At 73.1% G+C, this 24,905-nt stretch carries 18 protein-coding genes; 10 read left to right on the forward strand and 8 right to left on the reverse strand.

The window, feature by feature from the left end; all coding sequences use genetic code 11:
• Nucleotides 1-12: 12 nt before the first annotated feature.
• The 5 genes from ACY0MR_RS31345 to ACY0MR_RS31365 all read left to right on the forward strand — a co-directional run bounded on the left by ACY0MR_RS31345 (nt 13) and on the right by ACY0MR_RS31365 (nt 11,308).
• Nucleotides 13-1,362 carry an ABC transporter ATP-binding protein gene (locus ACY0MR_RS31345; RefSeq protein WP_473556675.1) on the forward strand — a complete coding sequence of 450 codons (1,350 nt, stop codon included), beginning with the start codon at nt 13-15 and terminating at the stop codon, nt 1,360-1,362.
• A 101-nt stretch (nt 1,363-1,463) separates the two neighbouring features.
• Nucleotides 1,464-2,474 (forward strand): LacI family DNA-binding transcriptional regulator, encoded by a 1,011-nt coding sequence (locus tag ACY0MR_RS31350; protein WP_388796412.1) that lies wholly within the window; start codon nt 1,464-1,466, stop codon nt 2,472-2,474.
• 396 nt (nt 2,475-2,870) lie between these two features.
• The gene (locus ACY0MR_RS31355) at nt 2,871-6,248 is read left to right on the forward strand and encodes a CARDB domain-containing protein (RefSeq protein WP_473556678.1); all 3,378 of its coding nucleotides are present in this window, start codon (nt 2,871-2,873) and stop codon (nt 6,246-6,248) included.
• Nucleotides 6,249-6,408: 160 nt separating this feature from the next.
• Nucleotides 6,409-10,698 carry a discoidin domain-containing protein gene (locus tag ACY0MR_RS31360; protein ID WP_473556680.1) on the forward strand — a complete coding sequence of 1,430 codons (4,290 nt, stop codon included), beginning with the start codon at nt 6,409-6,411 and terminating at the stop codon, nt 10,696-10,698.
• 118 nt (nt 10,699-10,816) lie between these two features.
• The gene (locus tag ACY0MR_RS31365; RefSeq protein ID WP_473561932.1) at nt 10,817-11,308 is read left to right on the forward strand and encodes a nucleotidyltransferase domain-containing protein; all 492 of its coding nucleotides are present in this window, start codon (nt 10,817-10,819) and stop codon (nt 11,306-11,308) included.
• Between the two features lie 57 nt (nt 11,309-11,365).
• Here the strand turns inward: ACY0MR_RS31365 and ACY0MR_RS31370 are convergent, their stop codons facing one another.
• Complete coding sequence (locus ACY0MR_RS31370; RefSeq protein WP_403310330.1) at nt 11,366-11,821, reverse strand: GNAT family N-acetyltransferase; 456 nt, start codon at nt 11,819-11,821, stop codon at nt 11,366-11,368.
• Between the two features lie 458 nt (nt 11,822-12,279).
• Here ACY0MR_RS31370 and ACY0MR_RS31375 point away from each other — a divergent pair, with 458 nt between their 5' ends.
• Together ACY0MR_RS31375 and ACY0MR_RS31380 are read left to right on the forward strand one after the other, a co-directional pair.
• Nucleotides 12,280-13,773 (forward strand): FUSC family protein, encoded by a 1,494-nt coding sequence (locus tag ACY0MR_RS31375; protein WP_473561933.1) that lies wholly within the window; start codon nt 12,280-12,282, stop codon nt 13,771-13,773.
• Nucleotides 13,774-13,913: 140 nt separating this feature from the next.
• Complete coding sequence (locus ACY0MR_RS31380) at nt 13,914-14,969, forward strand: lactonase family protein (protein ID WP_473556683.1); 1,056 nt, start codon at nt 13,914-13,916, stop codon at nt 14,967-14,969.
• A gap of 112 nt (nt 14,970-15,081) precedes the next feature.
• On the opposite strand, the gene ACY0MR_RS31385 is transcribed toward ACY0MR_RS31380, so the two are convergent.
• Nucleotides 15,082-16,005 (reverse strand): sirohydrochlorin chelatase, encoded by a 924-nt coding sequence (locus ACY0MR_RS31385; RefSeq protein WP_473556685.1) that lies wholly within the window; start codon nt 16,003-16,005, stop codon nt 15,082-15,084.
• Between the two features lie 149 nt (nt 16,006-16,154).
• Nucleotides 16,155-17,174: an N-acetylglucosamine kinase gene (locus ACY0MR_RS31390; RefSeq protein ID WP_473556688.1), complete on the reverse strand. Its 1,020-nt coding sequence runs from the start codon at nt 17,172-17,174 to the stop codon at nt 16,155-16,157.
• A gap of 141 nt (nt 17,175-17,315) precedes the next feature.
• On the opposite strand from ACY0MR_RS31390, the gene ACY0MR_RS31395 reads away from it, so the two are divergent.
• Entirely contained in the window at nt 17,316-17,993 is a 678-nt protein-coding gene (locus ACY0MR_RS31395) for a uracil-DNA glycosylase (RefSeq protein WP_388796429.1), read from the forward strand.
• A 51-nt stretch (nt 17,994-18,044) separates the two neighbouring features.
• On the opposite strand, the gene ACY0MR_RS31400 is transcribed toward ACY0MR_RS31395, so the two are convergent.
• On the reverse strand, nt 18,045-19,127 hold the full coding sequence (locus ACY0MR_RS31400; RefSeq protein ID WP_361857818.1) for a WD40/YVTN/BNR-like repeat-containing protein: 1,083 nt from the start codon (nt 19,125-19,127) through the stop codon (nt 18,045-18,047).
• Nucleotides 19,128-19,300: 173 nt separating this feature from the next.
• The gene (locus ACY0MR_RS31405; RefSeq protein ID WP_403310339.1) at nt 19,301-20,386 is read right to left on the reverse strand and encodes an NADH:flavin oxidoreductase/NADH oxidase; all 1,086 of its coding nucleotides are present in this window, start codon (nt 20,384-20,386) and stop codon (nt 19,301-19,303) included.
• 124 nt (nt 20,387-20,510) lie between these two features.
• Between ACY0MR_RS31405 and ACY0MR_RS31410 the strand changes: the two genes are divergently transcribed.
• Nucleotides 20,511-20,882, forward strand: coding sequence for an ArsR/SmtB family transcription factor (locus tag ACY0MR_RS31410; RefSeq protein WP_388796435.1), 372 nt, complete (start codon nt 20,511-20,513; stop codon nt 20,880-20,882).
• Between the two features lie 129 nt (nt 20,883-21,011).
• Here ACY0MR_RS31410 and ACY0MR_RS31415 read toward each other — a convergent pair whose 3' ends face one another.
• Entirely contained in the window at nt 21,012-21,659 is a 648-nt protein-coding gene (locus tag ACY0MR_RS31415; RefSeq protein WP_473556692.1) for a DUF305 domain-containing protein, read from the reverse strand.
• Between the two features lie 272 nt (nt 21,660-21,931).
• On the opposite strand from ACY0MR_RS31415, the gene ACY0MR_RS31420 reads away from it, so the two are divergent.
• Entirely contained in the window at nt 21,932-23,371 is a 1,440-nt protein-coding gene (locus ACY0MR_RS31420) for an LVIVD repeat-containing protein (protein ID WP_388798037.1), read from the forward strand.
• Here ACY0MR_RS31420 and ACY0MR_RS31425 read toward each other — a convergent pair.
• Entirely contained in the window at nt 23,350-24,042 is a 693-nt protein-coding gene (locus ACY0MR_RS31425) for a TetR/AcrR family transcriptional regulator (protein WP_403310342.1), read from the reverse strand. The genes ACY0MR_RS31420 and ACY0MR_RS31425 overlap by 22 nt on opposite strands.
• Before the next feature lie 129 nt (nt 24,043-24,171).
• Nucleotides 24,172-24,855, reverse strand: a complete 684-nt coding sequence (locus tag ACY0MR_RS31430; protein WP_388796444.1) for a phosphatase PAP2 family protein — start codon at nt 24,853-24,855, stop codon at nt 24,172-24,174.
• Nucleotides 24,856-24,905 lie beyond the last annotated feature (50 nt).

Genomic DNA, 24,905 nt, shown 5'->3' on the forward strand with positions numbered 1-24,905 from the left:
GCGGAGGTCCGCATGAGCCGCACCATCACGCTACGGAACGTCAGCAAGAGGTTCCCCGACTCCGGCGCTCCGGTGGTGCGGAACCTCTCGCTCACCGTCGGGCCCGGCGAGTTCCTCGTCCTGCTGGGGCCCTCGGGCTGCGGCAAGTCGACGGTCCTGCGCATGATCGCCGGCCTCGAGGACATCAGCGAGGGAGAGCTGTACCTCGACGACCGGCTCGCGAACCACATGACCGCCCGCGAGCGCGACATCGCCATGGTGTTCCAGAACTTCGCGCTCTACCCCGCCATGACGGCACGCGACAACATCGGCTTCCCGCTGCGGCTGAAGGACCCCTCGGCCGACCCCGACCCGCGTGTGGTGGCGACCGCCCGGATGCTGTCCGTCGAGGACCTGCTGGACCGAAGACCCGGCCAGATGTCCGGCGGTGAGCGGCAGCGGGTGGCCATGGGGCGGGCGATCTCCCGAAGACCCTCGGTCTTCCTGATGGACGAACCGCTCTCCAGCCTGGACGCCAAGCTCCGCGGTCACCTGCGCGCCGAGATCGCGCGGCTGACCGCGGAGCTCGACGTGACGACGGTCTACGTCACCCACGACCAGGCGGAGGCGATGTCGCTGGGCGACCGCGTCGCGGTCATCCGCGAAGGGGTCCTCCAGCAGGTCAGCCCGCCCAGGGAGCTGTACGCCCGGCCCGCGAACGTGTTCGTGGCCGCCTTCGTCGGGACTCCGCGCATCAACCTCCTCGAAGGCCTCGTGCACGCCCCGCTCGACGGGCCCATGCGGCTCGTCCTCGGACCCCAGAGCCTGGCGCTGCCCGAGCCGCTGAGCGTCGACCACCAGTTGCTCCGCATCCAGCAGGGGCTCCGCATCACGGTCGGACTGCGCCCGGAGGCCGTGCGCCTCGCCGCCCCCGGCCGGGCGCGACCGGGCGAGGTGCCGCTGGTCGGTGTCGTGGAGCACGTCGAGTACCAGGGACACGAGGTGCTGGTGCACCTGGACACCGGCTCCCGGCCGGCGTCCGTGGCCGACCTGGAGGCGGCCCGCGCCCGCGCGGCGCCCCGGCGCCGGAGCGATCCGTGGTGGCGCGGGTTCGGCCGGGGCGCGGCCCGGAGGGGGACCGCCCCGGCCGGGCCGCCGCATCCCCGGGCCGAGGAGCGGGACGCGGCCGGCGGACTCGCGGACGGGGAGCGCCGCGGCCGTGCGCACGGTGACCTCGTGGTGCGGACCGGACCCCAGGGGCGGCCGCCGCGGGTGGGTGCCCAGGTCCCGCTGCTGGTGGATCTGGAGCGGCTGTACGTCTTCGACCACCGGGGGGACAGGATCTGCCCCGCGCCGGACGCGCCGGCCACCCTGGGGCGGTGACGGCGGGTCGTACCGGAGCACCGCACGGTTTGCGCTGACCGGTTTCATCGGTCGTCAGATTGGCGCAATTCTCTTGCGTTGTTTGCGCTAGAGTTGCGTGTATGACGCGACGACTTGCTCAGGTGGCGAAGAAGGTGGGGGTCAGCGAGGCGACGGTGAGCCGTGTCCTCAACGGCAAGCCCGGGGTCTCGGAGGCGACCCGGCGGTCCGTGCTGACGGCGCTCGACGTGCTCGGCTACGAACGGCCGACGCAGCTGCGGGGCGAGCGCGCCCGACTCGTCGGCCTCGTGCTGCCCGAGCTCCAGAACCCGATCTTCCCGGCGTTCGCCGAGGTCATCGGTGGTGCGCTGGCGCAGCAGGGGCTCACCCCGGTGCTCTGCACCCAGACCAAGGGGGGTGTCTCCGAGGCCGACTACGTCGAACTGCTGCTCCAGCAGCAGGTCTCCGGAGTGGTCTTCGCCGGCGGACTCTTCGCGCAGGCCGACGCCCCGCACGACCACTACTACCGGCTGGCCGAGCGCAGCATCCCCGTCGTCCTCGTCAACGCGTCGATCGAGGGCCTCGACCTGCCCTGCGTCTCCTGCGACGACGCCGTCGCCATCGAGCAGGCCTGGCGGCACCTCAGCTCGCTGGGTCACGAGCGGATCGGCCTGGTGGTGGGCCCGGAGGACCACATTCCGTCGCGCCGCAAGGTGGAGGCCGCCCGTGCGGCCGCCGCGGCGGCCGGCATGCCCTGGTCCGACGACCTCGTCGAGCGGTCGATCTTCTCGCTGGAGGGCGGGCAGGCCGCCACCGCGCGCCTCCTGGCCCGCGGGGTGACCGGCATCGCCTGCGGCAGCGACCCCCTGGCACTCGGCGCGATCAGGGCGGCCAGGCGGCGCGGGCTCTCCGTGCCCGGGGACGTCTCGGTGGTCGGTTTCGACGACTCCGCCCTCATGACCTGCACGGAACCTCCGCTGTCGACGGTCCGTCAGCCGATCGAGGCCATGGGCCGCGCCGCCGTCGACCTGCTCATCGCGCAGATCCGGGGCACGCAGCAGCACCCCGGCGAGCTGCTCTTCGAGCCCGAGCTCGTCGTCCGCGGATCGACCGCCCCGCCGACCCCGCGCTGATCCGCCGGGCCCCGACCCCGCCCCGGACGATCGTCGACTCCGTTCGCGACCCATACAACTGACCGCCTCTCACCCGACGGCACCGGTGTCACCGCCCCGCGCGGCTCCGACACCGGTGCCGTCGGCGTTTCCGAAACATGACGGATGTTTGCAAGTGAACGAGGACCGTTGACAAAGTCGTCATCCAGTAGAAACCTTGCGGGCTGACGGCGCAAATGAGTCACAGAGTTACTCAAGAAGATGGCTAGCTGTCATTTGATCCTTGTCGGAGTCATGTCGGGCTCCAGGCGCGTGACCCTGTCGAACTCGTCCGAGCTCCCCTGCCGCGTGCCGCGCCGGGGGACCGCACGCACGGAGACGGGCCACGGGCCACGCCCGCATCGCGGAGAGGTCACCATGAGACGCATACATCCGAGCAGGCGTCTGGGGGTCGGTCTGCTGACGGCAGGCCTGATCTCCGTAGGACTGCTCCCCGTCCCCGCGCAGGCCGCGGGCGAGACCAACCTCGCCCTCGGCCGGGCGGCGACGGCCGGCGGTGCGAACGGCGGCTACCCGGCCTCCAACGTCACCGACGGCAGCCAGCAGTCCTACTGGGAAGGCCCGTCGGGCTCCTTCCCGCAGTGGGTCCAGGTCGATCTGGGCACCCAGGTCGACCTCGACCGCCTCGCGCTGAAGCTGCCCACCGGCTGGGAGGCGCGCAACCAGTCCCTCGCCGTCCTCGGCAGCGCCGACGGCAGCACCTTCAGCACCATCACCGCGGCGCAGACCCGGTCGTTCACGCCGTCCGCCGCCAACACGGTCGCCCTCGACCTGCCCTCCGCGACGGCCCGCTTCGTCCGGGTCCAGGTGGCCTCCAACACGGGCTGGAACGCCGCGCAGCTCTCCGAACTGGAGATCTACGGGGAGGCCGACGGCGGCGACCCGGGCGACCCGCCGCCGGTCACCGGCACCAACCTGGCGCGGAACAAGCCGATCGAGGCCAGCTCCGCGACCCAGAACTACACCGCGGCCAACGCCAACGACGACAGCACCTCCACCTACTGGGAGTCGGCCGGTTTCCCCGGCTCGCTGACCGTCAAGCTGGGCTCGGACGCCGACGTCGAGGCCGTCGTCGTCAAACTCAACCCGGACGCCGCCTGGGGCCCGCGGACCCAGTCCCTCGAAGTCCTCGGCCGGGCCTCGGCGGCCGGCGGCTTCACCACGCTGAAGGCGCGCGCCGACTACGTCTTCAGCCCCTCGGCCGGGCAGAACACCGTCACCATCCCGGTCACCGGCCGGGTGTCCGACCTGCGGCTCACCGGCTTCTCCAACACCGGCGCCCCGGGCGTCCAGGTGGCGGAGATCCAGGTCCTCGGCAAGGCCGCGCCCGCCCCCGACTTCGTCGTCAACGACCTGACCTGGGAGCCGGCCACCCCGTCCGAGGCGGACGACGTGACCGCCAAGGTCACCGTCCGCAACGCGGGCACGGCCGCCGCCGCGGCGACGACCGTGAACGTCAGCGCCGAGGGCACGGTCGCGGGATCCGCCCCGGTGCCCGTGCTCGCCGCGGGCCAGTCGACGACCGTGAACGTCCCCATCGGCAAGCGCCCGATGGGCTCCTACACGGTCTCGGCCGCCGTCGACCCGACCGACACGGTGCCCGAGCTCGACAACGGCAACAACAGCCGGACCGCGACGAACAAGCTGACGGTCACCCAGACCCCCGGCCCGGACCTCACGGTCACCGGCATCACCCCCAACCCGGCCACCCCCGCCGTCGGGGCGCCCGTCTCCTTCACGGTCGCCGTCAAGAACCGCGGCACCTCCGCGGTCCCGGCCGGCAGCGTCACCCGGCTCACGGCCGGGACGACCACCCTGTCGGGCACGACCCCGGCCATCGCCGCCGGCGACACGGCGAACGTCGCCCTCAGCGGCACGTGGACGGCCACCAACGGCGGCGTCACGCTGACCGCGACCGCCGACGCCACCGGCACCGTGACCGAGACGAACGAGAACAACAACGTCTTCGGCCGCTCCCTCGTCGTGGGGCGCGGCGCGGCCGTCCCGTACACGGAGTACGAGGCGGAGAAGGCCAGTTACCGCGGCTCGCTGCTGTACACCGACTCCACCCGTCCGTTCGGCCACACCAACTACGCCACCGAGTCCTCGGGCCGCGAGTCGGTGCGCCTCAACTCCACCGGCGACTACGTGGAGTTCACCTCCACCAACGCCGCGAACTCCATCGTCGTACGGAACTCCATCCCGGACGCCCCGGGCGGCGGCGGCCAGGAGGCCACGCTCAGCCTCTACGCGAACGGCCAGTTCGTGCGGAAGCTGACCCTCTCCTCCAAGCACAGCTGGCTCTACGGCAACACCGACCAGCCGGAGGGGCTCACCAACACCCCCGGCGGTGACGCGCGGCGGCTCTTCGACGAGTCCAACGCCCTGCTGACCCAGTCCTACCCGGCCGGCACGAAGTTCCGCCTCCAGCGCGACGCGGGCGACACCGCCGCGTTCTACGTCGTCGACCTGATCGACCTGGAGCAGGTCGCACCCGCGGCCGCCAAGCCCGCCGAGTGCGTCTCGATCACCGAGTACGGGGCCGTCCCCAACGACGGCATCGACGACACCGACGCCCTCCAGCGCGCCGTCACCGCCGATCAGAAGGGCGAGATCCCCTGTGTGTGGATCCCGGCCGGCCAGTGGCGCCAGGAGCAGAAGATCCTCACCGACGACCCGCTGAACCGCGGCACCCACAACCAGGTCGGCATCCGGGACGTCACCATCCGCGGCGCGGGCATGTGGCACTCCCAGCTCTACACGCTGACCCCGCCGCACCTGGCGAACGGCATCAACCACCCGCACGAGGGCAACTTCGGCTTCGACATCGACGACAACACCAAGATCTCGGACATCGCCATCTTCGGCTCGGGCACGATCCGCGGCGGTGACGGCAACGCCGAGGGCGGCGTCGGCCTCAACGGCCGCTTCGGCAAGAACACGAAGATCAGCAACGTCTGGATCGAGCACGCCAACGTCGGCGTGTGGGCGGGCCGCGACTACTCCAACATCCCCGAGCTGTGGGGGCCGGGCGACGGCCTGGAGTTCACCGGCATGCGGATCCGCAACACCTACGCCGACGGCATCAACTTCGCCAACGGAACCCGCAACTCCACCGTCTACGACTCCTCCTTCCGCAACACCGGCGACGACGCCCTCGCGGTGTGGGCCAGCAAGTACGTCAAGGACACCTCCGTCGACGTCGGCCACGACAACCACTTCCGCAACAACACCGTCCAGCTGCCCTGGCGGGCCAACGGCATCGCGGTCTACGGCGGTTACGGCAACACGATCGAGAACAACGTGATCGCCGACACCATGAACTACCCGGGCATCATGCTCGCCACCGACCACGACCCGCTGCCCTTCACCGGGCAGACCCTCATCGCCAACAACGCCCTGTACCGCACGGGCGGCGCGTTCTGGAACGAGGACCAGGAGTTCGGCGCCATCACCCTCTTCGCCCAGGGGCCGGACATCCCGGGCGTGACCATCCGCGACACCGAGATCCACGAGTCGACCTACGACGGCATCCAGTTCAAGACCGGCGGCGGCGCCATGCCGAACGTCAAGGTCACGAACGTCAAGATCGACAAGTCGCTCAACGGCTGCGGAGTCCTCGCCATGAGCGGTGCCCGCGGCAGCGCCACCCTCACGAACGTCACCGTCACGAACTCCGCCAAGGGCGACATCTGCTCGCAGCCCGGCACGCAGTTCGTCTTCAACCAGGGCTGATCCGACCGGCCCCGCGGCAGCGAGGCCGACGCCCCCCGGCGGGGCACCCGGATCCCTGTCCGGGCGCCCCGCCCGCACCTCCGCACCCCCGCCTTCCACCACCCCCGTTCCGTGCCCGCCCGCACTCCCGGGCGGGCACGGGACCGAGAAGCGAGGAACGATGAGAACCCCCACCTGGCGATCACGGTGCCTGAGCGCCGCGATCGCGGCCAGCCTGCTGAGCCTGGGAGGCCCCCTGATGGCCGCCCAGGCGGCCGGCGGACCCAACATCGCGCTCGGCGACGCCGCCGCCGCGAGCAGCGCGCAGTCCGGCTACGGCGCCGGCAGCGTCACGGACGGCGACCAGGGCTCGTACTGGGAGAGCGCCGGCGCCGGCCTGCCCCAGTGGGTCCAGGCCGACCTCGGCACCTCCACCCGCGTCGACGAGGTGGTGCTCAAGCTGCCGGCCGGCTGGGAGACCCGGAACCAGACCCTGTCCCTCCAGGGCAGCGCCGACGGCACCAGCTTCAGCACCCTGAAGAGCTCCGCCACCTACACCTTCAGCCCCGGCTCGGCGAACACGGTCACCATCGCCTTCCCGGCGACCCAGGCCCGCTTCGTCCGCGTCAACGTCACCGCCAACAGCGGCTGGCAGGCGGCCCAGCTCTCCGAGCTGGAGGTGCACGCGGCCGAGGGCTCCTCGGCCAACCTGGCCGCGGGCAAGACCCTCACGGCCAGCAGCCACACCGAGGTGTACGCCGCGCCCAACGCCAACGACGGCAACCGGGCCAGCTACTGGGAGAGCGGCAACAACGCCCTGCCGCAATGGCTCCAGGCCGATCTCGGCGCCGCCGTCGCCGTCAACCGCGTCGTCCTGAAGCTGCCGGCCGGCTGGGGCGCCCGCAGCCAGACCCTGAAGATCCAGGGCAGCACCAACGGGACCGCCTTCACCGACCTCTCGGCGTCCCAGGCCTACGCCTTCAACCCGGGCAACGACAACACCGTGACGATCACGCTGGACTCCACCACCACCCGCTACGTGCGGGTCCTGGTGACCGCGAACACCGTCCAGCCCGCCGCGCAGATCTCCGAGCTGGAGGTCTACGGACCCGCCACCGGCGACACCCAGGCCCCGACCGCCCCCGCGAACCTGGCCTACACCCAGCCCGCCACCGGGCAGATCAAGCTCACCTGGAACGCCTCGACCGACAACCAGGGCGTCACCGCGTACGACGTCTACGCCAACAACGTCCTGCTCACCACCGTCGCCGGCGACGTCACGACCTTCACCGACAACCGGCCGGCCGGCCAGACCGTCTCGTACCGGGTCCGGGCGAAGGACGCGGCGGGCAACCAGTCCGGCGACAGCAACACCGTCACCCGCGTCGGCGACGCCGGGGACACCCAGGCCCCGACCGCCCCCGCGAACCTCGGCCTCACCGAGCCCGCGAGCGGCCAGGTCAGGCTGACCTGGACCGCCTCCACCGACGACAAGGGCGTCACGGCCTACGACGTCTACGCGAACAACGTCCTGCGCGGCACCGTCTCCGGCAGCGTCACCACGTACACGGACACCCAGCCGGCGAGCGCCACCGTCACGTACCACGTGGTGGCCAAGGACGCGGCGGGCAACACCTCGGCGGCCTCCAACAGCGTCACCCGCAACGGCAGCGGAGGAGGCGGCTCCAACCTCTCCGTCGGCAAGGCGATCGAGGCGTCCTCGGCCACGGGCGGCTTCACCGCGGCCAACGCCAACGACAACGACACCGCCACCTACTGGGAGGGCGGCGGTGGCAGCTACCCGCAGACCCTCACCGTCAAGCTCGGCGCCAACGCCGACGTCGACCGGCTCGTGCTGAAGCTCAACCCTGCCCAGGCCTGGCAGGCCCGCACCCAGACCATCGAGGTCCTCGGCCGCGAGCAGAGCGCCACCGGCTTCACCAGCAAGGTCGCGGCCAAGAGCTACGCCTTCGACCCCGGGAGCGCCAACACCGTCACCGTCCCGCTCACCGGCCGCCTCGCGGACGTCCAGCTCCGGTTCACCGCCAACTCCGGCGCCCCGGCGGGCCAGCTCGCCGAGTTCCAGGTCGTCGGCGTCCCCGCGCCCAACCCGGACCTCACCGTCACCGGACTGTCCACCACGCCCGCCGCCCCGGACGAGGACGACGAGATCACCGTCTCCGCGGTCGTCCGCAACGACGGCTCCGCGCCCGCCGCCGCGAGCCGGATCGCCGTCCGCCTCGGCGGCACCAAGGTCGCGACCGGGCAGGTCCCGGCCCTCGCCACCGGCGCGCAGGCCACCGTGCAGGTCCCCGTCGGCGTGCGCGCCGCCGGTTCCTACGAGCTCGGCGCCGTCGCGGACGAGGCCAACGAGGTCCTGGAGCAGAACGAGACCAACAACGCGTACACCCGTCCCACCGCCCTCGTGGTGAAGCCGCTGGCGAGCGCGGACCTCGTCGCCACCTCGGTGACGACCGTCCCGTCCAGCCCGGCCGCCGGGGACTCCGTGACGTTCAAGGTCGCCGTGAAGAACCAGGGCACCGAGGCGACCACCGCCGGCAGCCACGGCGTGACGCTGGAACTGGTCAACGCCCAGGGCGGCGTGGTCAAGACGCTGACCGGGGCACACAGCGGGGCACTCGCGCCCGGCGCGTCGACCGAGGCGAGCCTCGGCACCTGGACCGCGGTGAACGGCTCGTACACCGTCCGCACCGTGCTCGCCGACGACGCGAACGAGCTCCCGGTGAAGCGCGGGAACAACACCCGCACGCAGCCGCTCTTCGTCGGCCGCGGCGCGAACATGCCGTACACGACGTACGAGGCGGAGGACGCCGCCACCGGCGGCGGAGCCTCGGTCGTCGGCCCCAACCGCACCATCGGCGACATCGCCGGGGAGGCGTCCGGCCGCAAGGCCGTCACCCTGGACGCGACCGGCGAGTACGTCGAGTTCACCACCCGCGCGGCAACGAACACCCTGGTCACCCGCTTCTCCATCCCGGACGCCGCGGGCGGCGGGGGGATCAGCTCCAGCATCAACGTCTACGTCGACGGCGTGTTCAAGAAGGCCCTGCCGCTCACCTCGAAGTACGCCTGGCTGTACGGAGCCGAGGCCGGCCCCGGCAACGACCCGGGCTCCGGCGCCCCGCGCCACATCTACGACGAGGCGAACCTGATGTTCGGGGAGACGATCCCCGCGGGCAGCAGGATCAGGCTCCAGAAGGACGCCGCCAACACCGCCGCCCACTACGCGATCGACTTCGTCGACCTGGAGCAGGTCGCGCCGGTCGCCAACCCGGACCCGGCCACCTACACGGTGCCGGCCGGCTTCGGCCACCAGGACGTGCAGAACGCGCTGGACAAGGTCCGGATGGACACCACCGGAAAGCTCGTCGGCGTGTACCTGCCGCCCGGTGACTACCAGACCTCCAGCAAGTTCCAGGTCTACGGCAAGGCGGTCAAGGTCGTCGGCGCCGGCCCCTGGTACACGAAGTTCCACGCGCCCTCGACGCAGGACAACACCGACATCGGCTTCCGCGCCGAGGCCGCGGCGAACGGCTCGCTCTTCAAGGGCTTCGCCTACTTCGGGAACTACGTCACCCGCATCGACGGCCCGGGCAAGGTCTTCGACTTCGCCAACGTCGCGGACATCGTCATCGACGACATCTGGAACGAGCACATGGTCTGCCTCTACTGGGGCGCCAACACCGACCGGATGACGATCAAGAACTCGCGGATCCGGAACCTGTTCGCCGACGGCGTCAACATGACCAACGGGTCGACGGACAACCTCGTGTCGAACAACGACGCCCGCGCGACCGGCGACGACAGCTTCGCGCTCTTCTCGGCGATCGACGCCGGCGGCGCGGACATGAAGAACAACGTCTACGAGAACCTCAGCACGACGCTCACCTGGCGCGCCGCGGGCATCGCGGTGTACGGCGGCTACAACAACACCTTCCGGAACATCCACATCGCCGACACCCTGGTGTACTCCGGCATCACCATCTCCTCGCTGGACTTCGGCTACCCGATGAACGGCTTCGGGACCATCCCGACGAACTTCGAGAACATCTCGATCGTCCGGGCCGGCGGCCACTTCTGGGGCAACCAGTCCTTCCCCGGGATCTGGGTCTTCTCCGCCTCGAAGGTCTTCCAGGGGATCCGGGTCAGCCACGTGGACATCGTCGACCCCACCTACAGCGGGATCATGTTCCAGACGAAGTACACCGGCTCGCAGCCCGAGAACCCGGTGAAGGACACCGTCTTCACCGACATCTCCATCACGGGCGCCAAGCGGAGCGGCGACGCCTGGGACGCCAGGTCCGGCATCGGCGTCTGGGCCAACGAGATGCCCGAGCCCGGTCAGGGCCCGGCCGTCGGCGAGGTGACGTTCAACTGCCTGCGCCTCCAGGACAACGCCGAGAACATCCGGAACACGACCAACTTCAAGATCAACATCAACCCCTGCTGAACCGCACCTCCCGAGCACACGGACACCGGCGCCCCCGCATTCAGCGGCGGGCGCCGGCCCCGTGCCCGGGGTAAACCGCTCGCGGCGCCGCGCGAACCCTCCTAGCCTGCGTCGGATGATGAGCGCTGACGACGTACGAGCAGTCCTGGACCTGCTGCGCCGCGCGGGGGCGGACGTCTGGACCGGCGGGGGATGGGGCGTCGACGCCCTGATCGGCGAGCAGACCCGGGACCACCACGACCTGGACCTCATGCACCGCGAGGAACAGGAGGAGGCCGTGGTGGCCGCCCTCCGCCGGGCCGGCTTCGCGCAGGCCCTCGACCAGAGGCCCGTCCGCTTCGTCATGACGGCACCGGACGGGCGGGAGATCGACCTCCACCCGCTTGTCTTCGCCGAGGACGGCTCGGCGGTCCAGGCGTCGCCCGAACCCGGGAAGCCCTTCCCCTACCCGGCCTCGGCCTTCGTGACCGGCGCGATCGAGGGCACCCCCGTGCCGTGCCTCTCGGCCGAGCAGCAGGTCTTCTTCCACCAGGGCTACGAGCCCCGGGACCGCGACCTCCACGACATGGCCCGGCTGCGCCGCGCCTTCGGCATCGCCACGCACTTCTGAACCGCGCGGCTCCGACCGCGGGCGTCGCCCCGCGCGTCCGCCCCCGCGCCGCGCCCCCTATCCGGCGCGACTCCCGCACAGGTAGAACAGCTCGGGATCGCCCTCGTCGAGGCCGTGCAGCAGACCGACGGGGCTCCAGCCCGCCCGCCCGAGCAGCCGCTGCATCGGCTGGTTGGAGACGTTGGTCGAGGTGAACAGCTTCGGCGTCGTGCACGAGGCCGCCGCGGCCTCCAGCAGGCGCCGGCCCACCCCGCCGCCACGGGCCGCGGGGGCCACCGTCAGCATCGTGACGAAGCCGTGCCCGAAGAAGGTGTACTCGACCACGCAGTAGCCCAGCGGGCCCGCGGCGCCCTCCGCCACCGAGGCCAGGCCCTGCCCGCACCACCGGCGGATGCCCGCCCGCCGCTCGGCGTCCCCCTCGGCGGCGATCGAGTCGACCTCCACCAGCGCGTCCGCGTCCGCCGCCACCGCGGGGCGCACGACCACCTCGTCGAGATGCTCACGGTCTGCCATGGCCGGATTCTGGCACGGGTCCCCGCGGCACGGGGCGGGTCCGTCCAGGGACGGCGGCCGGGGCGCCGCGGCGACGGGCCGGTCCGCCGCGGAGCCGCGGACCGGCGGGCGGTCCCGGTGCGGAGCCGCGGACCGGCGGGCGGCCCTGGCGCGGAGCCGCGGACCGGCGGGCGGTCCCGGTGCGTGGGCCAATGGCCCCCGTGCGGTCACCCGAACCGGCGGGCAGCCGGGCCGATGGCCCAGTCATCGGCCCGCGAGTTGAGCCGCCGTCCCCCTCTCGGGCTATCCTTGTAGCCATCACACATCTTCGGCGCCGCGCAGCGCCGTCCGGCGACGAGGCCGGACCGGCCCGCGGTGCCTTCGTCGTGTCCGAGCCCCCACCACCCCCGGGGACGCCCGTACGCGGCGAGGAACACAGATCAAGGGGGGCGGGATTGGCCGCCGTGCGCTCGTACTTCATGGCCCCGGACCCGGGGCTCGTCCGGCTCAGGGTCTCGCTGCGCGCCGTCCTCGGCATCGCGCTCGCGGTCGCCCTGGCCGAGCTGCTCGGCCTCTCCCTCGTCGCCTCGATCACCGCCGGCCTCGCCGCGCTGCTCGCCCTCTTCACGGTCGCCGACCCCACGGTCCGCCGTCAGGCCGTCACCACCGCCCTGCTGCCCGCGGCCGGGTTCCCCGTCCTCGCCCTCGCGACCCTCCTGCACGGCACGCCGACGCTCCGCGACGCCGCCTGGCTGCTCGTGATCTTCGCCGGCGTCTACGCCCGCCGCTGGGGCCCGCGCGGCCACGCGCTCGGCATCTTCGCCTTCATGCAGTTCTTCGTCACCCAGTTCCTGCACGCCGTCCCCGCCCAGCTCCCCGAGCTGTACGCGGCCACCGGCGTCGCCCTGGCCGCGGCCGCGGCCGTGCGCTTCGCGCTCTGGCCCATCGAGCGCCGGGTCCCGCCGCCGGCCGTGCCCGCCGCCCTGCCCGGGACCGGCTTCGCCCGGTCCACCACCCGCCAGGCCGTCCAGGTCACGGTCGCCTCGGGGGCCGCCCTCGTCATCGGGCAGTTCCTCTCCGAGGAGCGCTGGTACTGGGCCGTCGGCACCGTCTGGTGGATCTTCGTGAACACCGCCTCGCGCGGCGAGACGCTCGTCCGGGGCTTCCGCCGCGTCCTCGGCACCGTCACCGGCATCGTCGGCGGGTTCCTCGTCGCCGTCCCGCTGGGCGGCACTCCCGTCGCCACCGCCCTGCTGGTCGCCGTGTGCGTGTTCGGCATCTTCTACACGGCCGCCGTGTCCTACAGCTGGATGATCCTCGCGGTCACCGTGATGGCCAGCCTGCTCTACGGCCTCCTGGGCGTCCTCGACGGGCCGCTGCTCCTGCTCCGCGTGGCCGAGACCGTCGCCGGCGCCGTCTGCGCCGGCCTCGCCGTGACCCTGGTCCTCCCCGTGCGGACGCACACCACGAACGACACCTGGATCCAGCGGGCGCTCCTCTGCGTCCGGTCCGCCACCTCGGCCGCCGCCCGGCGCCTGGCCGGCGACGAGGCCGCCGACCCGACCCCGCACGCCGCCGAGCTGGAGGCGCTCCTCGGACGCGTACGGCTCTCGGTCGCCCCGCTGGTCCACCCGCTGACCCCCTTCAGGGGGCGCAAGCAGCGGGCCCGCCGCGTGCTCGTGCTCCTCGACGAGGCCGCCCGCGAGGTGCGGGGGCTCGTCTCCGTGGCCGCCGACCCGGACGCCTCCCACGACGCCCGCCTGGCCGCCGCCTGCTGGCGGGTCGAGGCCGCCGTCGAAGCCCTGATCTCCCGCCAGGGGGCCGCGGCCGAGCCGGACGGCCACGTCCGGACCGAAGGCGAGGTACACCCCGGCGCCCCCGCCCTCGCCCACGCGAGGGGCCTCGCCCGGGTGCTCACGGAGCTGGACGCCCCGCTGCGGACCCCGCCGGGCGCGTGGCTGCTGCGCTCCTGACCGGCACGCCCCACCCCGGCCCCGCCGGCCGGGGCCGGCGGGCCGCCGCCCACCCCACCGCTTTGGTCTAGACCGCCTGCTACCGTCGGCCGCACGCAGGCCGGTCGACCGCGACCGGCCGCGGGGACTGGGGAGGCGCCGTGGGCGACACAGGGACGGTTCGGGACCGGAGCGCGGTACGGGCGTACATCGGCTCCTTCACCTCGGCGGGCGGGCGGGGCGTCCTCGCCGCCGACGTCGACCCGGAGACGGGGGCGCTGACCCTCACCGGCGGCAGCGACGCCGTCGCCGACCCCTCGTTCCTCGCCCTCGCCGGTCCGGTGCTCCACGCCGTGTCCGAGACCGGGGCGGGCGCCGTCGCCGCCTTCGACGTCACCGGTCCGGCGCCCCGGCCGCTCGGCGCCCCCGTCCCCGTCGACGGCGAGGCCCCGACCCACCTCTCCCTCGCCGCCGGGCACCTCCTCACCGCCAACTACACCTCCGGCAGCGTCACCGCCCTGCCGCTGGCGCAGGACGGCACCGCCCGCCCCGCCGCGGCCGTCCTCCGGCACGAGGGCGACGGCCCCGTCACCGCCCGCCAGGCCGGCCCGCACGCCCACCAGGTGCTCCCCGACCCCAGCGGCCGCTGGATCGTCAGCGTGGACCTCGGCACCGACTCCGTGCGGATCTGCGCGCTCGACCCCGCCACCGGAGCCCTCACCCTCCACGCCGAGACCCCGCTGCGTCCCGGCACCGGACCGCGCCACCTCGCCTTCCACCCCGCCGGGACGCACGCGTACGTCCTGAACGAGCTGGCGCCCACCCTCACCGTCTGCCGCTGGGACGCCGAGGCCGGGGTCCTCGAACCCCTCGGCGAGACCTCCGTCGTCCCCGAGGGCACCCCCGGCCCCAGCTACCCCTCCGAGGTGGTCGCCGCCCCCGACGGGCGCTTCCTCTGGGCGGCCGTGCGCGGCGACGACACCCTCGCCGTCCTCGCCCTCGCCCCCGACGGGGCCGCGGCGAGGCTCGTCGCCACCGTGCCCTGCGGCGGCACCTGGCCCCGCGACCTGACCCTGGACCCCTCCGGCCGGTACCTGTACGCGGCCAACGAGCGCTCCGGCGACGTGACCTGGTTCGCCCTCGACCCCGAGACGGGCATCCCGGCGCGCGCGGGATCCGTCGAGGCGCCCGCGGCCTCCTGCGTCGTCCTCGGCTGAGACCGGACCCCGCCCGGCCGGGACCGTGCGCGGTCGTCCGGGGAACGCCGAGGGGCCCGTACCGGACATCCGGTGCGGGCCCCTCGGCGTACGGGCGGGATGGCGGGCGCCCTCAGAGCGAGGACGCGCCCTGCGGCTGCTGCGGCGGGATGCCGAGTGCGGCCGTGTACTGCGAGAGCACGAGCTTGCCGATCGCCGGGTAGGCCCCCAGCGGCTCGGCGGAAGCGCAGCCGGCCTCCTTCGAGGCCTCGTCGAGCAGACCGTCGGCCAGCTCCGGGCCGATGAGGTACGGCGCCAGCGCGAGCTGCTCGGAACCGGCGCCGCGCAGCTGCTCGGCGACGGAGGCGATCGAGCCCTCCTGGTCGAGCGCGGCGGCGATCACCGGCACCGCGAGGCGGGCGGCCAGCAGCATGCCGGTGATGCCCGCGGCCTGGACGGCCTCCTCGCCGCCCACGGTGGCGAGGATGATGCCGTCGGCGGCCGTCGCGACCGTGAAGAGGCGGGCGCGGTCCGCGCGGGCCAGACCCGCCTCGGAGAGGCGCACGTGCAGCGCCTCGGCGAGCAGCGGGTGCGGGCCGAGGACGTCGGTGAGCTCGGCGGTGTTGCCGCCGTCCATGACCGCCTGCCGGATGTGCCGCGTCTGCGCGCTGTCCGGACCCGCGAGCAGCGGCACGACGACGGCGGACGGGCCGGTGGGCGCGCTGACCTCGCGGCCGGCGGCCACGGCCAGCTCGTACCGCTCGGTGCGCAGCGTGGCGGCGACCGTCAGGACGGTCGCGAGCGAGGGGAACTCGCTGTCGTCGCCCTCGACGAAGCCGATCAGCGCGTCGAGGCCGGGCAGCTCGGAACGGGCGATGCTCACGACCTCCTCGGCCAGCGAGAGTATGGCGGCGGAGGGCGCGCCGGGCACAGCGAGAACCAGTGCGGGAGCGCCCTCGGGCGCCGCCGCGGGTTCGGGGCGACGGTGCCGCCCGGACTGACGGGGTCGAGGCATTCGTACAGGCAGGCCGGAAGCAGGCCCATTGGGGGAGCTCATGGCGCCGCATGCTACTGGCTTCGCCGGGGGCGGCGTCGGCTGAGGTGCGATCATGCGCCTTCTGCCCCCTATGTCCCCCTCGGCTCCGTCCGGAATGCGGTCTCCGCCCTCGCCGGAGCGCGACACACCGTCTCCCACCTGGGCGGATGTCAGCGCTCGGGGACGTCCCCGCCGAACAGCCGCAGCAGCGAGGGGTCCTCCGGAAGCCGCAGCGTGCCGGTGGCGAGGGCCGCCGCGAGCCCGACGGCCCCGGCCAGCGGGTCCCCTGCGGGATCCGCGGTCCGGGCCTCCGGAAGGCGTCGGCCGAGCTCCGCCCGCAGCGGTACGAGCAGCGGGTCCCCCGTCTTGAACAGTCCGCCGGTCAGTGCCACCAGGGCACCCGGCCCGGCCGGGCACACGGCCTCGGCGGCCTCGGCGATGTGCCGGGCGGCCCGCACCAGGATGTCCGCCGCCACCGGGTCCTCGGCGGCGCACCGGGCCACCTCGGGGGCGAAGGAGGCGAGCACCGCGGGCCGGTCGGTGCGGGGGTAGACCGCCCCCGGCAGCCCGGCCGCGGGACCGAAGGCCTTCTCCGCCCGGGCCAGCAGGGCCGCCGATCCGCCGCTCCGCCCGTCGTACGCCCGCAGGGCGGCCTCCAGGCCGGCCCGGCCGATCCACGCCCCGCTGCCGCAGTCGCCGAGGAGGTGCCCCCAGCCGTCGGCCCGCCGCCAGGACGCGAGATCCGTGCCGAGCGCGATCATGCCCGTACCGCCCGCGACGACGGCCCCCGGCCGCTGCCCGAGCGCGCCGGCGTAGGCGGTGACGGCGTCGGCCGCCAGTGCGAGCCGCCGCACCCCCCAGGCCTCGGCGAAGGCGCCGGGCAGTTCGGCCCGGAGCTCGTCCCCGAGGGTCGCCATCCCGGCGGCCCCGACGGCGACGGCGACGACCGGGCGCCCGCGGTGGGACTCCGTCAGGGTGCGCACGGCCGGCAGGACCTGGTCGAGGAGGTGACGGGCGGAGATGCCGGCGGGACCGGTCCGGACCGGCTCGCGCGAGGAGCGGACGCCGAGCACCGTGCCGTCCGCCGCTCCGGCCAGGGCGATCCGGAGCCCCGACCCCCCGGAGTCGACGCCGACGACGAGGGCGTCGGCCGGGTCGGACCCGGAGGCGGCGGAGGGGACTGGGGGCACGGTGCACCGTCCTCGGGCTGTGAGGGGGGTGAGGGGCGTGGGGCGGGAGAGGCGGGGGCGGGGGAGTGGCCGGAGTCTAGGGGGTGGCCCGCGGCCGCGGGCGAGCCGGGGTGTCACTGTAGGCCGGTAGAGTGACGGACCGTGACAGCGCGACCTTTGAACGAACTGGTGGAGCCCGGCTGGGCGGAGGCTCTGAGCCCCGTGGCGGGACGCGTGGCGGAGATGGGCGACTTCCTGCGGGCGGAGATCGCCGCGGGCCGCACCTACCTGCCGTCCGGGCAGCACGTCCTGCGGGCGTTCCAGCAGCCCTTCGACGACGTGCGGGTCCTGATCGTGGGTCAGGACCCGTATCCGACGCCGGGAATGGCGATCGGACTGAGCTTCGCCGTGGCGCCCGAGGTCCGGCAGCTGCCGGGCAGCCTGGAGAACATCTTCCGCGAGCTGCACACCGACCTCGGGCTGCCCCGGCCGTCGAACGGCGACCTGACGCCCTGGACGCGGCAGGGCGTCCTCCTCCTCAACAGGGCGCTCACCACCGCCCCGCGCAAGCCGGCCGCCCACCGGGGCAAGGGCTGGGAGGAGGTGACCGAGCAGGCGATCCGCGCCCTGGCCGCGCGGGGCAAGCCGCTGGTGTCGATCCTGTGGGGGCGCGACGCGCGCAACGCCCGTCCGCTGCTCGGCAGTCTGCCGGCGATCGAGTCCGCGCACCCGTCCCCGATGTCGGCGGACCGCGGCTTCTTCGGCTCCCGCCCCTTCAGCCGGGCCAACGACCTCCTGCTGGAGCAGGGCGCCCAGCCGGTCGACTGGCGCCTGCCCTGACCTGTCGCGGCCCCTCCGGCGCGGAGGGGCCGCGACACATCGGGCGGCGGCTCAGACGACCGCCGCCCGAACGCACAGCACGTCGGGCAGGTGCTCGGCGAGAAGCTGCCAGCTGTCGCCGTCGTCGGCGCTCGCGTACACCTCGCCGTTGCGGTTGCCGAAGTACACGCCCGCCGGATCGGCGTCGTCCGTGCACAGCGCGTCGCGGAGGACGGTGCCGTAGTGGTCGCCCTCGGGCAGCCCCCGGCTCAGCGGCTCCCAGGTGGCTCCGGCGTCGGTCGTGCGGTAGACGCGGCACCGGCGGCCCGCCGGGACCCGGTCGGAGTCCGCGGTGATGGGGAAGACGTAGGCGGTGTCCGGCCGGTGCGGGTGCGCCGCGACCGCGAAGCCGAAGTCCGAGGGCAGCCCCGCGCCGATGTCCGTCCAGGTCGCGCCGGCGTCGTCGCTGCGGAAGACGCCCCAGTGGTTCTGCAGGTAGAGCCGGTCGAGATCGCCGGCGTCCTGGGCGATCTTGTGGACGCACTGCCCGAAGACGGGGTTCGGGTCCGGCAGGAACACCGCCGACACCCCCTTGTTGGAGGGCTCCCACGCGTTCCCGCCGTCCTGGGACCGGAACACCCCGGCGGTGGACACGGCGACGGTGACGGCCGACGGGTCGCGCCGGTCGGTGACCACGGTGTGGACGGCCTCGCCGCCGCCGCCCGGCTCCCACGCGGAGCGGGTGGGGTGCTCCCACAGCGGGCGCACCAGTTCGAAGGACTCCCCGCCGTCCCCGGAGCGGAAGAGCGCGGCCGGCTCGGTCCCGGCGTACACGACCCCGGGGGAGTGCTCCGGCGCCGGGTGCAGCTGCCAGACGCGCTCCAGGGAGGCACCGGTGTCCTCGGGGAACTTCACGGCCGGCCGCGCCGGCTCGGTCCAGGTCCTGCCGAGGTCGTCGGAGTGGAAGACGGACGGGCCCCAGTGGGCGCTGTCCCCGCCGACGAGGAGCCGCGGGGCGGGCCCGCGGGTGTCGATGGCGACCGAGTAGACCGCCTGCGCGGGGAAGGCCGGATCGTCGAACTCCCATCGGCCGTCGTGCCTGCGGCCGATGAAGAGTCCCTTGCGGGTGCCTACGGTGAGGAGTACGTCGGGCATGGCTGCCAACCTCCAGGACGCCGTTGTCGCGGACTCCGGCCAGTCTGCACCCGGCCACTGACAACGTCTTCCGGACACTCCCGGAACCCGCCGGCGCGGGGCCGCCGGCGACCGCGGGAGCGCCCGCCGCCGGCCCCGTGCCCGGCGGCGGGCGCCGTCCTCGGCCGCCGGGCTCAGATCGCCCAGGCGTACTGCGGCGGAGCCGCGTGCGTCGAGGCGCCGAGGTCGCGGGCGGCGCGGCGGGCCCAGGAGGCGTCCCGCAGCAGCTCGCGGCCGAGGAGGACGGCGTCGGCCTCGCCGTTGGCGACGATCTTCTCCGCCTGGTCGCTCTCGGTGATCAGCCCGACGGCGGCCACCGGAAGCCCGGTCTCGGCCCTCACGCGGGCCGCGAAGGGGACCTGGTAGCCCGGGCCGACCGGGATCCGGGCCGGTCCGCCGTTGCCGCCGCTGGAGACGTCGAGGAGGTCGACGCCGTGCTCGCGGAGGAGCGCGGCGAACCGGACGGTCTCGTCGGCGGTCCAGCCCTGCTCGTCCAGCCAGTCGGTGGCCGAGACGCGGAAGAAGACGGGCAGTTCCTCGGGCCACACGGACCGCACGGCGTCGACGACCTCCAGGGCGAACCGCGTCCGGTTCTCGAAGGAGCCGCCGTACGCGTCGGTGCGGTGGTTGCTGTGCGGGGAGAGGAACTCGCCGATCAGGTAGCCGTGGGCGCCGTGCACCTCGACGACCTGGAAGCCGGCGTCCAGCGCGCGGCGGGCGGCGTCCGCGAACTGCGCGGTGATCTCCCGGATCCCGTCGACCGTCAGCTCGGTCGGCACCGGGTGGCCCTCGGCGAAGCGGACGGGGCTCGGTCCGACGGGCTGCCATCCGGGGCCGTCCGCGGAGACCGGTCCGCGGCCCTCCCAGGGGCGCTCGGTGGAGGCCTTGCGCCCGGCGTGTCCGAGCTGGATGCCGGGCACGGTGCCGTGGTCGGCGAGGAAGGAGGCGATCCGGCGCAGGGCCTCGGTCTGGGTGTCGTTCCAGAGGCCGAGGTCCGCCGGGCTGATCCGGCCCTCGGGGGAGACGGCGGTCGCCTCGACCAGGATCAGCCCCGTGCCGCCGGTGGCCCGGGAGGCGTAGTGGGCGAAGTGCCAGTCGGTCGCCACGCCCGCGTGCGGTCCGGTCGTCTCCGCCGAGTACTGGCACATGGGCGCCATCCACACCCGGTTGGGGACGGTCAGCGACCGCAGCGTGTAGGGCTCGAAGAGGGCGACGCTCATGACGGACTCCGTTCGGGGTGCCTCGTGGGGACGCTAGTACGGTAACCATCGTAGTACGGCATCTGTCAAACTACGAGGGTTCTCGTACAATGGCCGGTATCCCGGATGAAGTGGAGCCGCCGCCATGACGACCGCCACCAGCCCGCGCGCCCTGGAGCACCCCGCGCGCGACCAGATACGCCTGGAGGCGGTGCTCCACGCGCTCTCCGACCCGGTGCGGCTGCAGATCGTGCGGGACATGGCGCGCGAGCGCACCGAACTGAGCTGCTCGTACTTCGACCTGCCGGTCACCAAGTCCACGACGACGCACCACTTCCGGGTGCTGCGCGAGGGCGGAGTCATCCGGCAGACGTACCGCGGTACGGCCAAGCTCAACGCCCTGCGCGAGGACGACCTCGAAGCGCTCTTCCCCGGCCTGCTCGCCACGGTCCTGGCGGCGGCCGTCGCCCAGACCGACCGCGACGCGGCGGCCCGGGCTCCCGGTATCGGCGCCTAGCTCCCGGTATCGGCGCCTCGGGCGTCGACTCCCGGCCGGGCCGGGCCGGGCTCGCGCGCGACCGCCGGGGCCGGCCCCGCCCCGCCCCAGGCGTCCGCGCGCCCGGGGCCTTCCGTCCCCGGCTTCCCCCTAGAGGTCCCGCATCCTGCCGATCTCCGCCGTCTGCTGGGCGATCACGTCGTTCGCCATCTCCTCCACGAGGACGTTGTTGCCCTCGCTCAGCACCTCGGCCGCCATCGTCACGGCCCCCTCGTGATGGGTGATCATCAGCTTCAGGAACAGCTCGTCGAAGGCCTTCCCCCTCGCGGCGCCCAGCTGTCTCAGCTGGGCCTCCGTCGCCATCCCCGGCATCGTGTGATGGTCGTGGCCCGCCTGTTCGCGCGGCCCGCCGTTGTTTTTCAGCCAACCTTCCATCGCGCCGATCTCGGGCTTCTGGGCGGCCGCGATCCGCTCGGCCACCTTCTTCACCTGAGGGGAGTCCGCCCGCTCCGGAGCGAGCGCGGTCATGGCCAGGGCCTGCCGGTGGTGCACGATCATCATCTGCGCGTAGGTGAAGTCCGCGCCGTTCGGGCTCTCGTCCGGCAGCAGCCGGGCGGCCTCCTCGGGGGATATCCGCCGGGCCGGTTCACCGGGTCTGCCCGGAGCGACCACCGTCCCCGCCGACTTCCCGGCCTCCGGGGCGCCCTTGTCCGCCCCCGACTCGCAGGCGGTCAGGCCGAGTACGGCGACGGCGGACAGGGCCACGGCGACGACGGCACGCTGACGGCGGATCAACAACGCGACCTCCAGATGTTCTTGCGGGGACAGTGACCGTTCCTAGCACTTTTCTCGGGGCTACCGATCAAAAACCTTCATTACGTCTGTGTTGCCATCTGTTGAGATGTGCACGGCAAGGAAGATACTGCCGGGGTCCCACACCCGTTCACAGCTGAACGGACACCCAGGAGGACGGAGTGACTTCGTTGCGTACCCCGCGTACCACGGCCACCACGCGCGACCCGCGTGCCGGGCTCAGACGCCTGGGCGTGGCATCCGCCGCGGCCGGACTGATGGCCACCCTGCTCATGGCGGGCCCCGCCACCGCGACCCCCGACCCCGGCGACGTCCCGGTCCAGGGCAAGGTGTCCTCGGAGCAGGCCGCCGAGGCGCGCTCCGCGATACAGAGCGGTGAGATACCCGGCGTGGACGAGATCGTCCACAGCTCGAACATCGAGCACCTCGCCAACATCCCGAAGGACGCCCTCCCGGGCACCAACTCGGACCTCGCCTTCCAGGGCAGGTACGCCTTCGCCGGCAACTACGACGGCTTCCGGATCTTCGACATCAGCAACCCGAAGTCCCCGAAGACCGTCGCCCAGGTCCTCTGCCCGGGCTCCCAGAACGACATCTCCGTCTCCGGGAACCTGCTCTTCCTCTCCACGGACTCCTCCCGGAGCGACGACTCGTGCGCCAGCACGTCGCAGCCCGCCACGGTCAAGGAGTCCTGGGAGGGCATGAAGATCTTCGACATCAGCGACATCCGCAACCCGCGGTACGTCGCCGCCGTCGAGACCGCGTGCGGTTCGCACACCCACACGCTGGTTCCCAAGAAGCGGGACGTCTACGTGTACGTCTCCTCGTACTCGCCGAACGCCGCCTTCCCCGACTGCCAGCCCCCGCACGACGGCATCTCGGTCATCAAGGTGCCCCGCAAGTCCCCCGAGAAGGCGGCGCTCGTCGGCTTCCCGGTGCTGTTCCCGGGCGAGGGCCCGGACGGCGGCGGCAACCCGGGCGGCCCGACCAACCCGGGCGTCTCCAAGACCACGGGCTGCCACGACATCACCGTGCTGCCGGAGAAGGACCTCGCGGCCGGCGCCTGCATGGGTGACGGCATCCTCTTCGACATCGAGGACCCCGAGCACCCGCGGGTCATCGACCAGGTCCAGGACAACGTGAACTTCGCGTTCTGGCACTCCGCCACCTTCAACCAGAAGGCGAACAAGGTCGTCTTCACCGACGAGCTCGGCGGCGGCGGCGCGGCGACCTGCAACGCCGAGGTCGGACCGAACCGCGGCGCCGACGGCATCTACGACATCGTCGGCAAGGGCAAGAAGAGCAAGCTCGTCTTCCGCAGCTACTTCAAGATCCCGCGCCACCAGGCCGACACCGAGAACTGCGTCGCCCACAACGGCTCGCTGATCCCGGTCAAGGGCAAGGACCTGATGGTCCAGGCCTGGTACCAGGGCGGCATCTCCGTCTGGGACTTCACCGACTCCCGCAAGCCCAAGGAGATCGCCTACTTCGAGCGCGGCCCGCTGTCCGCCACCACCATCGCCACCGGCGGCTCGTGGTCCGCGTACTACTACAACGGCCACATCTACTCGAACGACATCGCCAAGGGCTTCGACGTCCTGAAGCTCTCCGACCGCCGTACCGACCCCGCGAAGCGGATCCGGATGGACGAGCTCAACGTCCAGACCCAGCCGGACTACTTCGACTTCGACGACTGACCTGAGTCGTGAGCGCCGGCCGTCGCCCGCCGACGGCCGGTCGACGTCCTGACCGCGGGCGCGCCGTCGGGCGGACCCCCGTCCGGCGGCGCGCCCGCCTCCCAGTCCAGGTCGTAGCGGTGGAACAGCTCCGACCGCAGGCGCGCCAGCGGCATCTTGGCGCCCGGGAGCAGCACCGCCACCACCGCCCCCATCAGCAGCGCGCGCAGCATCGGGTAGTCGGTGTCCACGTCCTCGGAGCCGTACCGGGTGACCGTGTCCCGCAGCAGGAACGCCAGGCGCTGCTGCTCCTCGCACTGCACGAACCCCTCGGCCTGCAGGATGCCCGCCATGTGCGTCCGCATCAGGGTGGGCCGCGCCGCAGCCAGCCCCAGGATCGCGTCGATCGCACGCGCCATGCGCTCGCGGCCGTCCTCCGTGCGCGGCTCGCGCTCCAGCGCCTCCTCCAGGGTGAGGTGCATCAGCCGGTGCACCGCCGCCTGCAGGAGCTGCCGCTTGCCGGGGAAGTAGTACGAGATCAGCCCCCGTGCCGAGCCCGCCCGCTCCGCGATGTCGCCGAGCGTGGTCGCCTCGTAGCCACGCGTGTCGACCAGCTCCACCGTGGCCTGCAGAATGCGCTCCCGCGACCTGCGGCGAAGCTCTTCATTGACCGATGGGCTACGCGGGGACATGCTGGACTCCTGCGTTGACTGGCTGCCAGCCAATATACTCGGCGCATCCCGTCGGCATGCCTGCGTGGCAGACCGCCGGGTATGCCGTCTGTTCTGGGCGACACGGGGGATCGTCCAGAACAGGCGGCTTCATCGTGTGTCTCCCATTCTGCTCCCGTCACCGGTCGCGTCCCCGGGGCCGACCCGGGAGAGGCGCCGCTCGTTCCAGCGGTACGTCAGGATCGCCACGGCCACGCAGCACCAGCCGAGCAGCCAGCCCCCGAGGACGTCCGAGGGCCAGTGCACGCCCAGGTAGACCCGGGTCCACCCGACCCCCAGCACCGAGACGACCGCGGCGGTGGCGAGGGCGCCCCAGCCGCGCCGGTCGTCGCGCCAGTGGAGCGACAGCACCCACAGCAGCAGCCCGCAGGTCACCATGGCGGTCATCGCGTGCCCGGACGGGAAGGCGGCGAAGCGCGCCGAGTCGACCGGGTCGGTCCACTGCGGCCGGTCCCGCCCCACCAGCGTCTTGAGGCCCTGCTGGAGCCCGACCGCGAGCAGGCTCGTGACGCCGACCCAGACGGCGAGGCGCCGCTCGTGGCCCCACCACAGCAGCACCACGGCCGCGGCGGCCAGCGCGCGCATCGTCCAGGGGTCCCACACCCAGTCGCTGAACACGCGGTGCACCCGGGTCAACCCGGGGTGGGCCACCGCGTCCCGGTGCAGGGCCTCGACCACCGCGCGGTCGAAGGAGAGCAGGGGTTCCCAGCCGACGGCGACGAGGGCGAGCAGCAGAAGGGCCAGGACTCCGGAGACCACGGCGGAGGAGCGCATGCGTCGATCCTGCCCGATGACCGCCTCCCGGCCGTCCTCCGCCCCCGCGC

The organism is Streptomyces sp. JN8 (genome assembly GCF_055808075.1).

Bases quoted from the DNA above. Each gene is read 5' to 3' on its own strand.
- ACY0MR_RS31410 (WP_388796435.1), top strand. From the start codon at position 20,511: ATGACGACCGCCACCAGCCCGCGCGCCCTGGAGCACCCCGCGCGCGAC.
- ACY0MR_RS31430 (WP_388796444.1), bottom strand. From the start codon at position 24,855: ATGCGCTCCTCCGCCGTGGTCTCCGGAGTCCTGGCCCTTCTGCTGCTC.
- ACY0MR_RS31370 (WP_403310330.1), bottom strand. From the start codon at position 11,821: ATGGCAGACCGTGAGCATCTCGACGAGGTGGTCGTGCGCCCCGCGGTG.
- ACY0MR_RS31405 (WP_403310339.1), bottom strand. From the start codon at position 20,386: ATGAGCGTCGCCCTCTTCGAGCCCTACACGCTGCGGTCGCTGACCGTC.
- ACY0MR_RS31365 (WP_473561932.1), top strand. From the start codon at position 10,817: ATGAGCGCTGACGACGTACGAGCAGTCCTGGACCTGCTGCGCCGCGCG.
- ACY0MR_RS31345 (WP_473556675.1), top strand. From the start codon at position 13: ATGAGCCGCACCATCACGCTACGGAACGTCAGCAAGAGGTTCCCCGAC.
- ACY0MR_RS31425 (WP_403310342.1), bottom strand. From the start codon at position 24,042: ATGTCCCCGCGTAGCCCATCGGTCAATGAAGAGCTTCGCCGCAGGTCG.
- ACY0MR_RS31375 (WP_473561933.1), top strand. From the start codon at position 12,280: ATGGCCCCGGACCCGGGGCTCGTCCGGCTCAGGGTCTCGCTGCGCGCC.
- ACY0MR_RS31360 (WP_473556680.1), top strand. From the start codon at position 6,409: ATGAGAACCCCCACCTGGCGATCACGGTGCCTGAGCGCCGCGATCGCG.
- ACY0MR_RS31355 (WP_473556678.1), top strand. From the start codon at position 2,871: ATGAGACGCATACATCCGAGCAGGCGTCTGGGGGTCGGTCTGCTGACG.
- ACY0MR_RS31385 (WP_473556685.1), bottom strand. From the start codon at position 16,005: ATGAGCTCCCCCAATGGGCCTGCTTCCGGCCTGCCTGTACGAATGCCT.
- ACY0MR_RS31420 (WP_388798037.1), top strand. From the start codon at position 21,932: ATGGCCACCCTGCTCATGGCGGGCCCCGCCACCGCGACCCCCGACCCC.
- ACY0MR_RS31400 (WP_361857818.1), bottom strand. From the start codon at position 19,127: ATGCCCGACGTACTCCTCACCGTAGGCACCCGCAAGGGACTCTTCATC.
- ACY0MR_RS31350 (WP_388796412.1), top strand. From the start codon at position 1,464: ATGACGCGACGACTTGCTCAGGTGGCGAAGAAGGTGGGGGTCAGCGAG.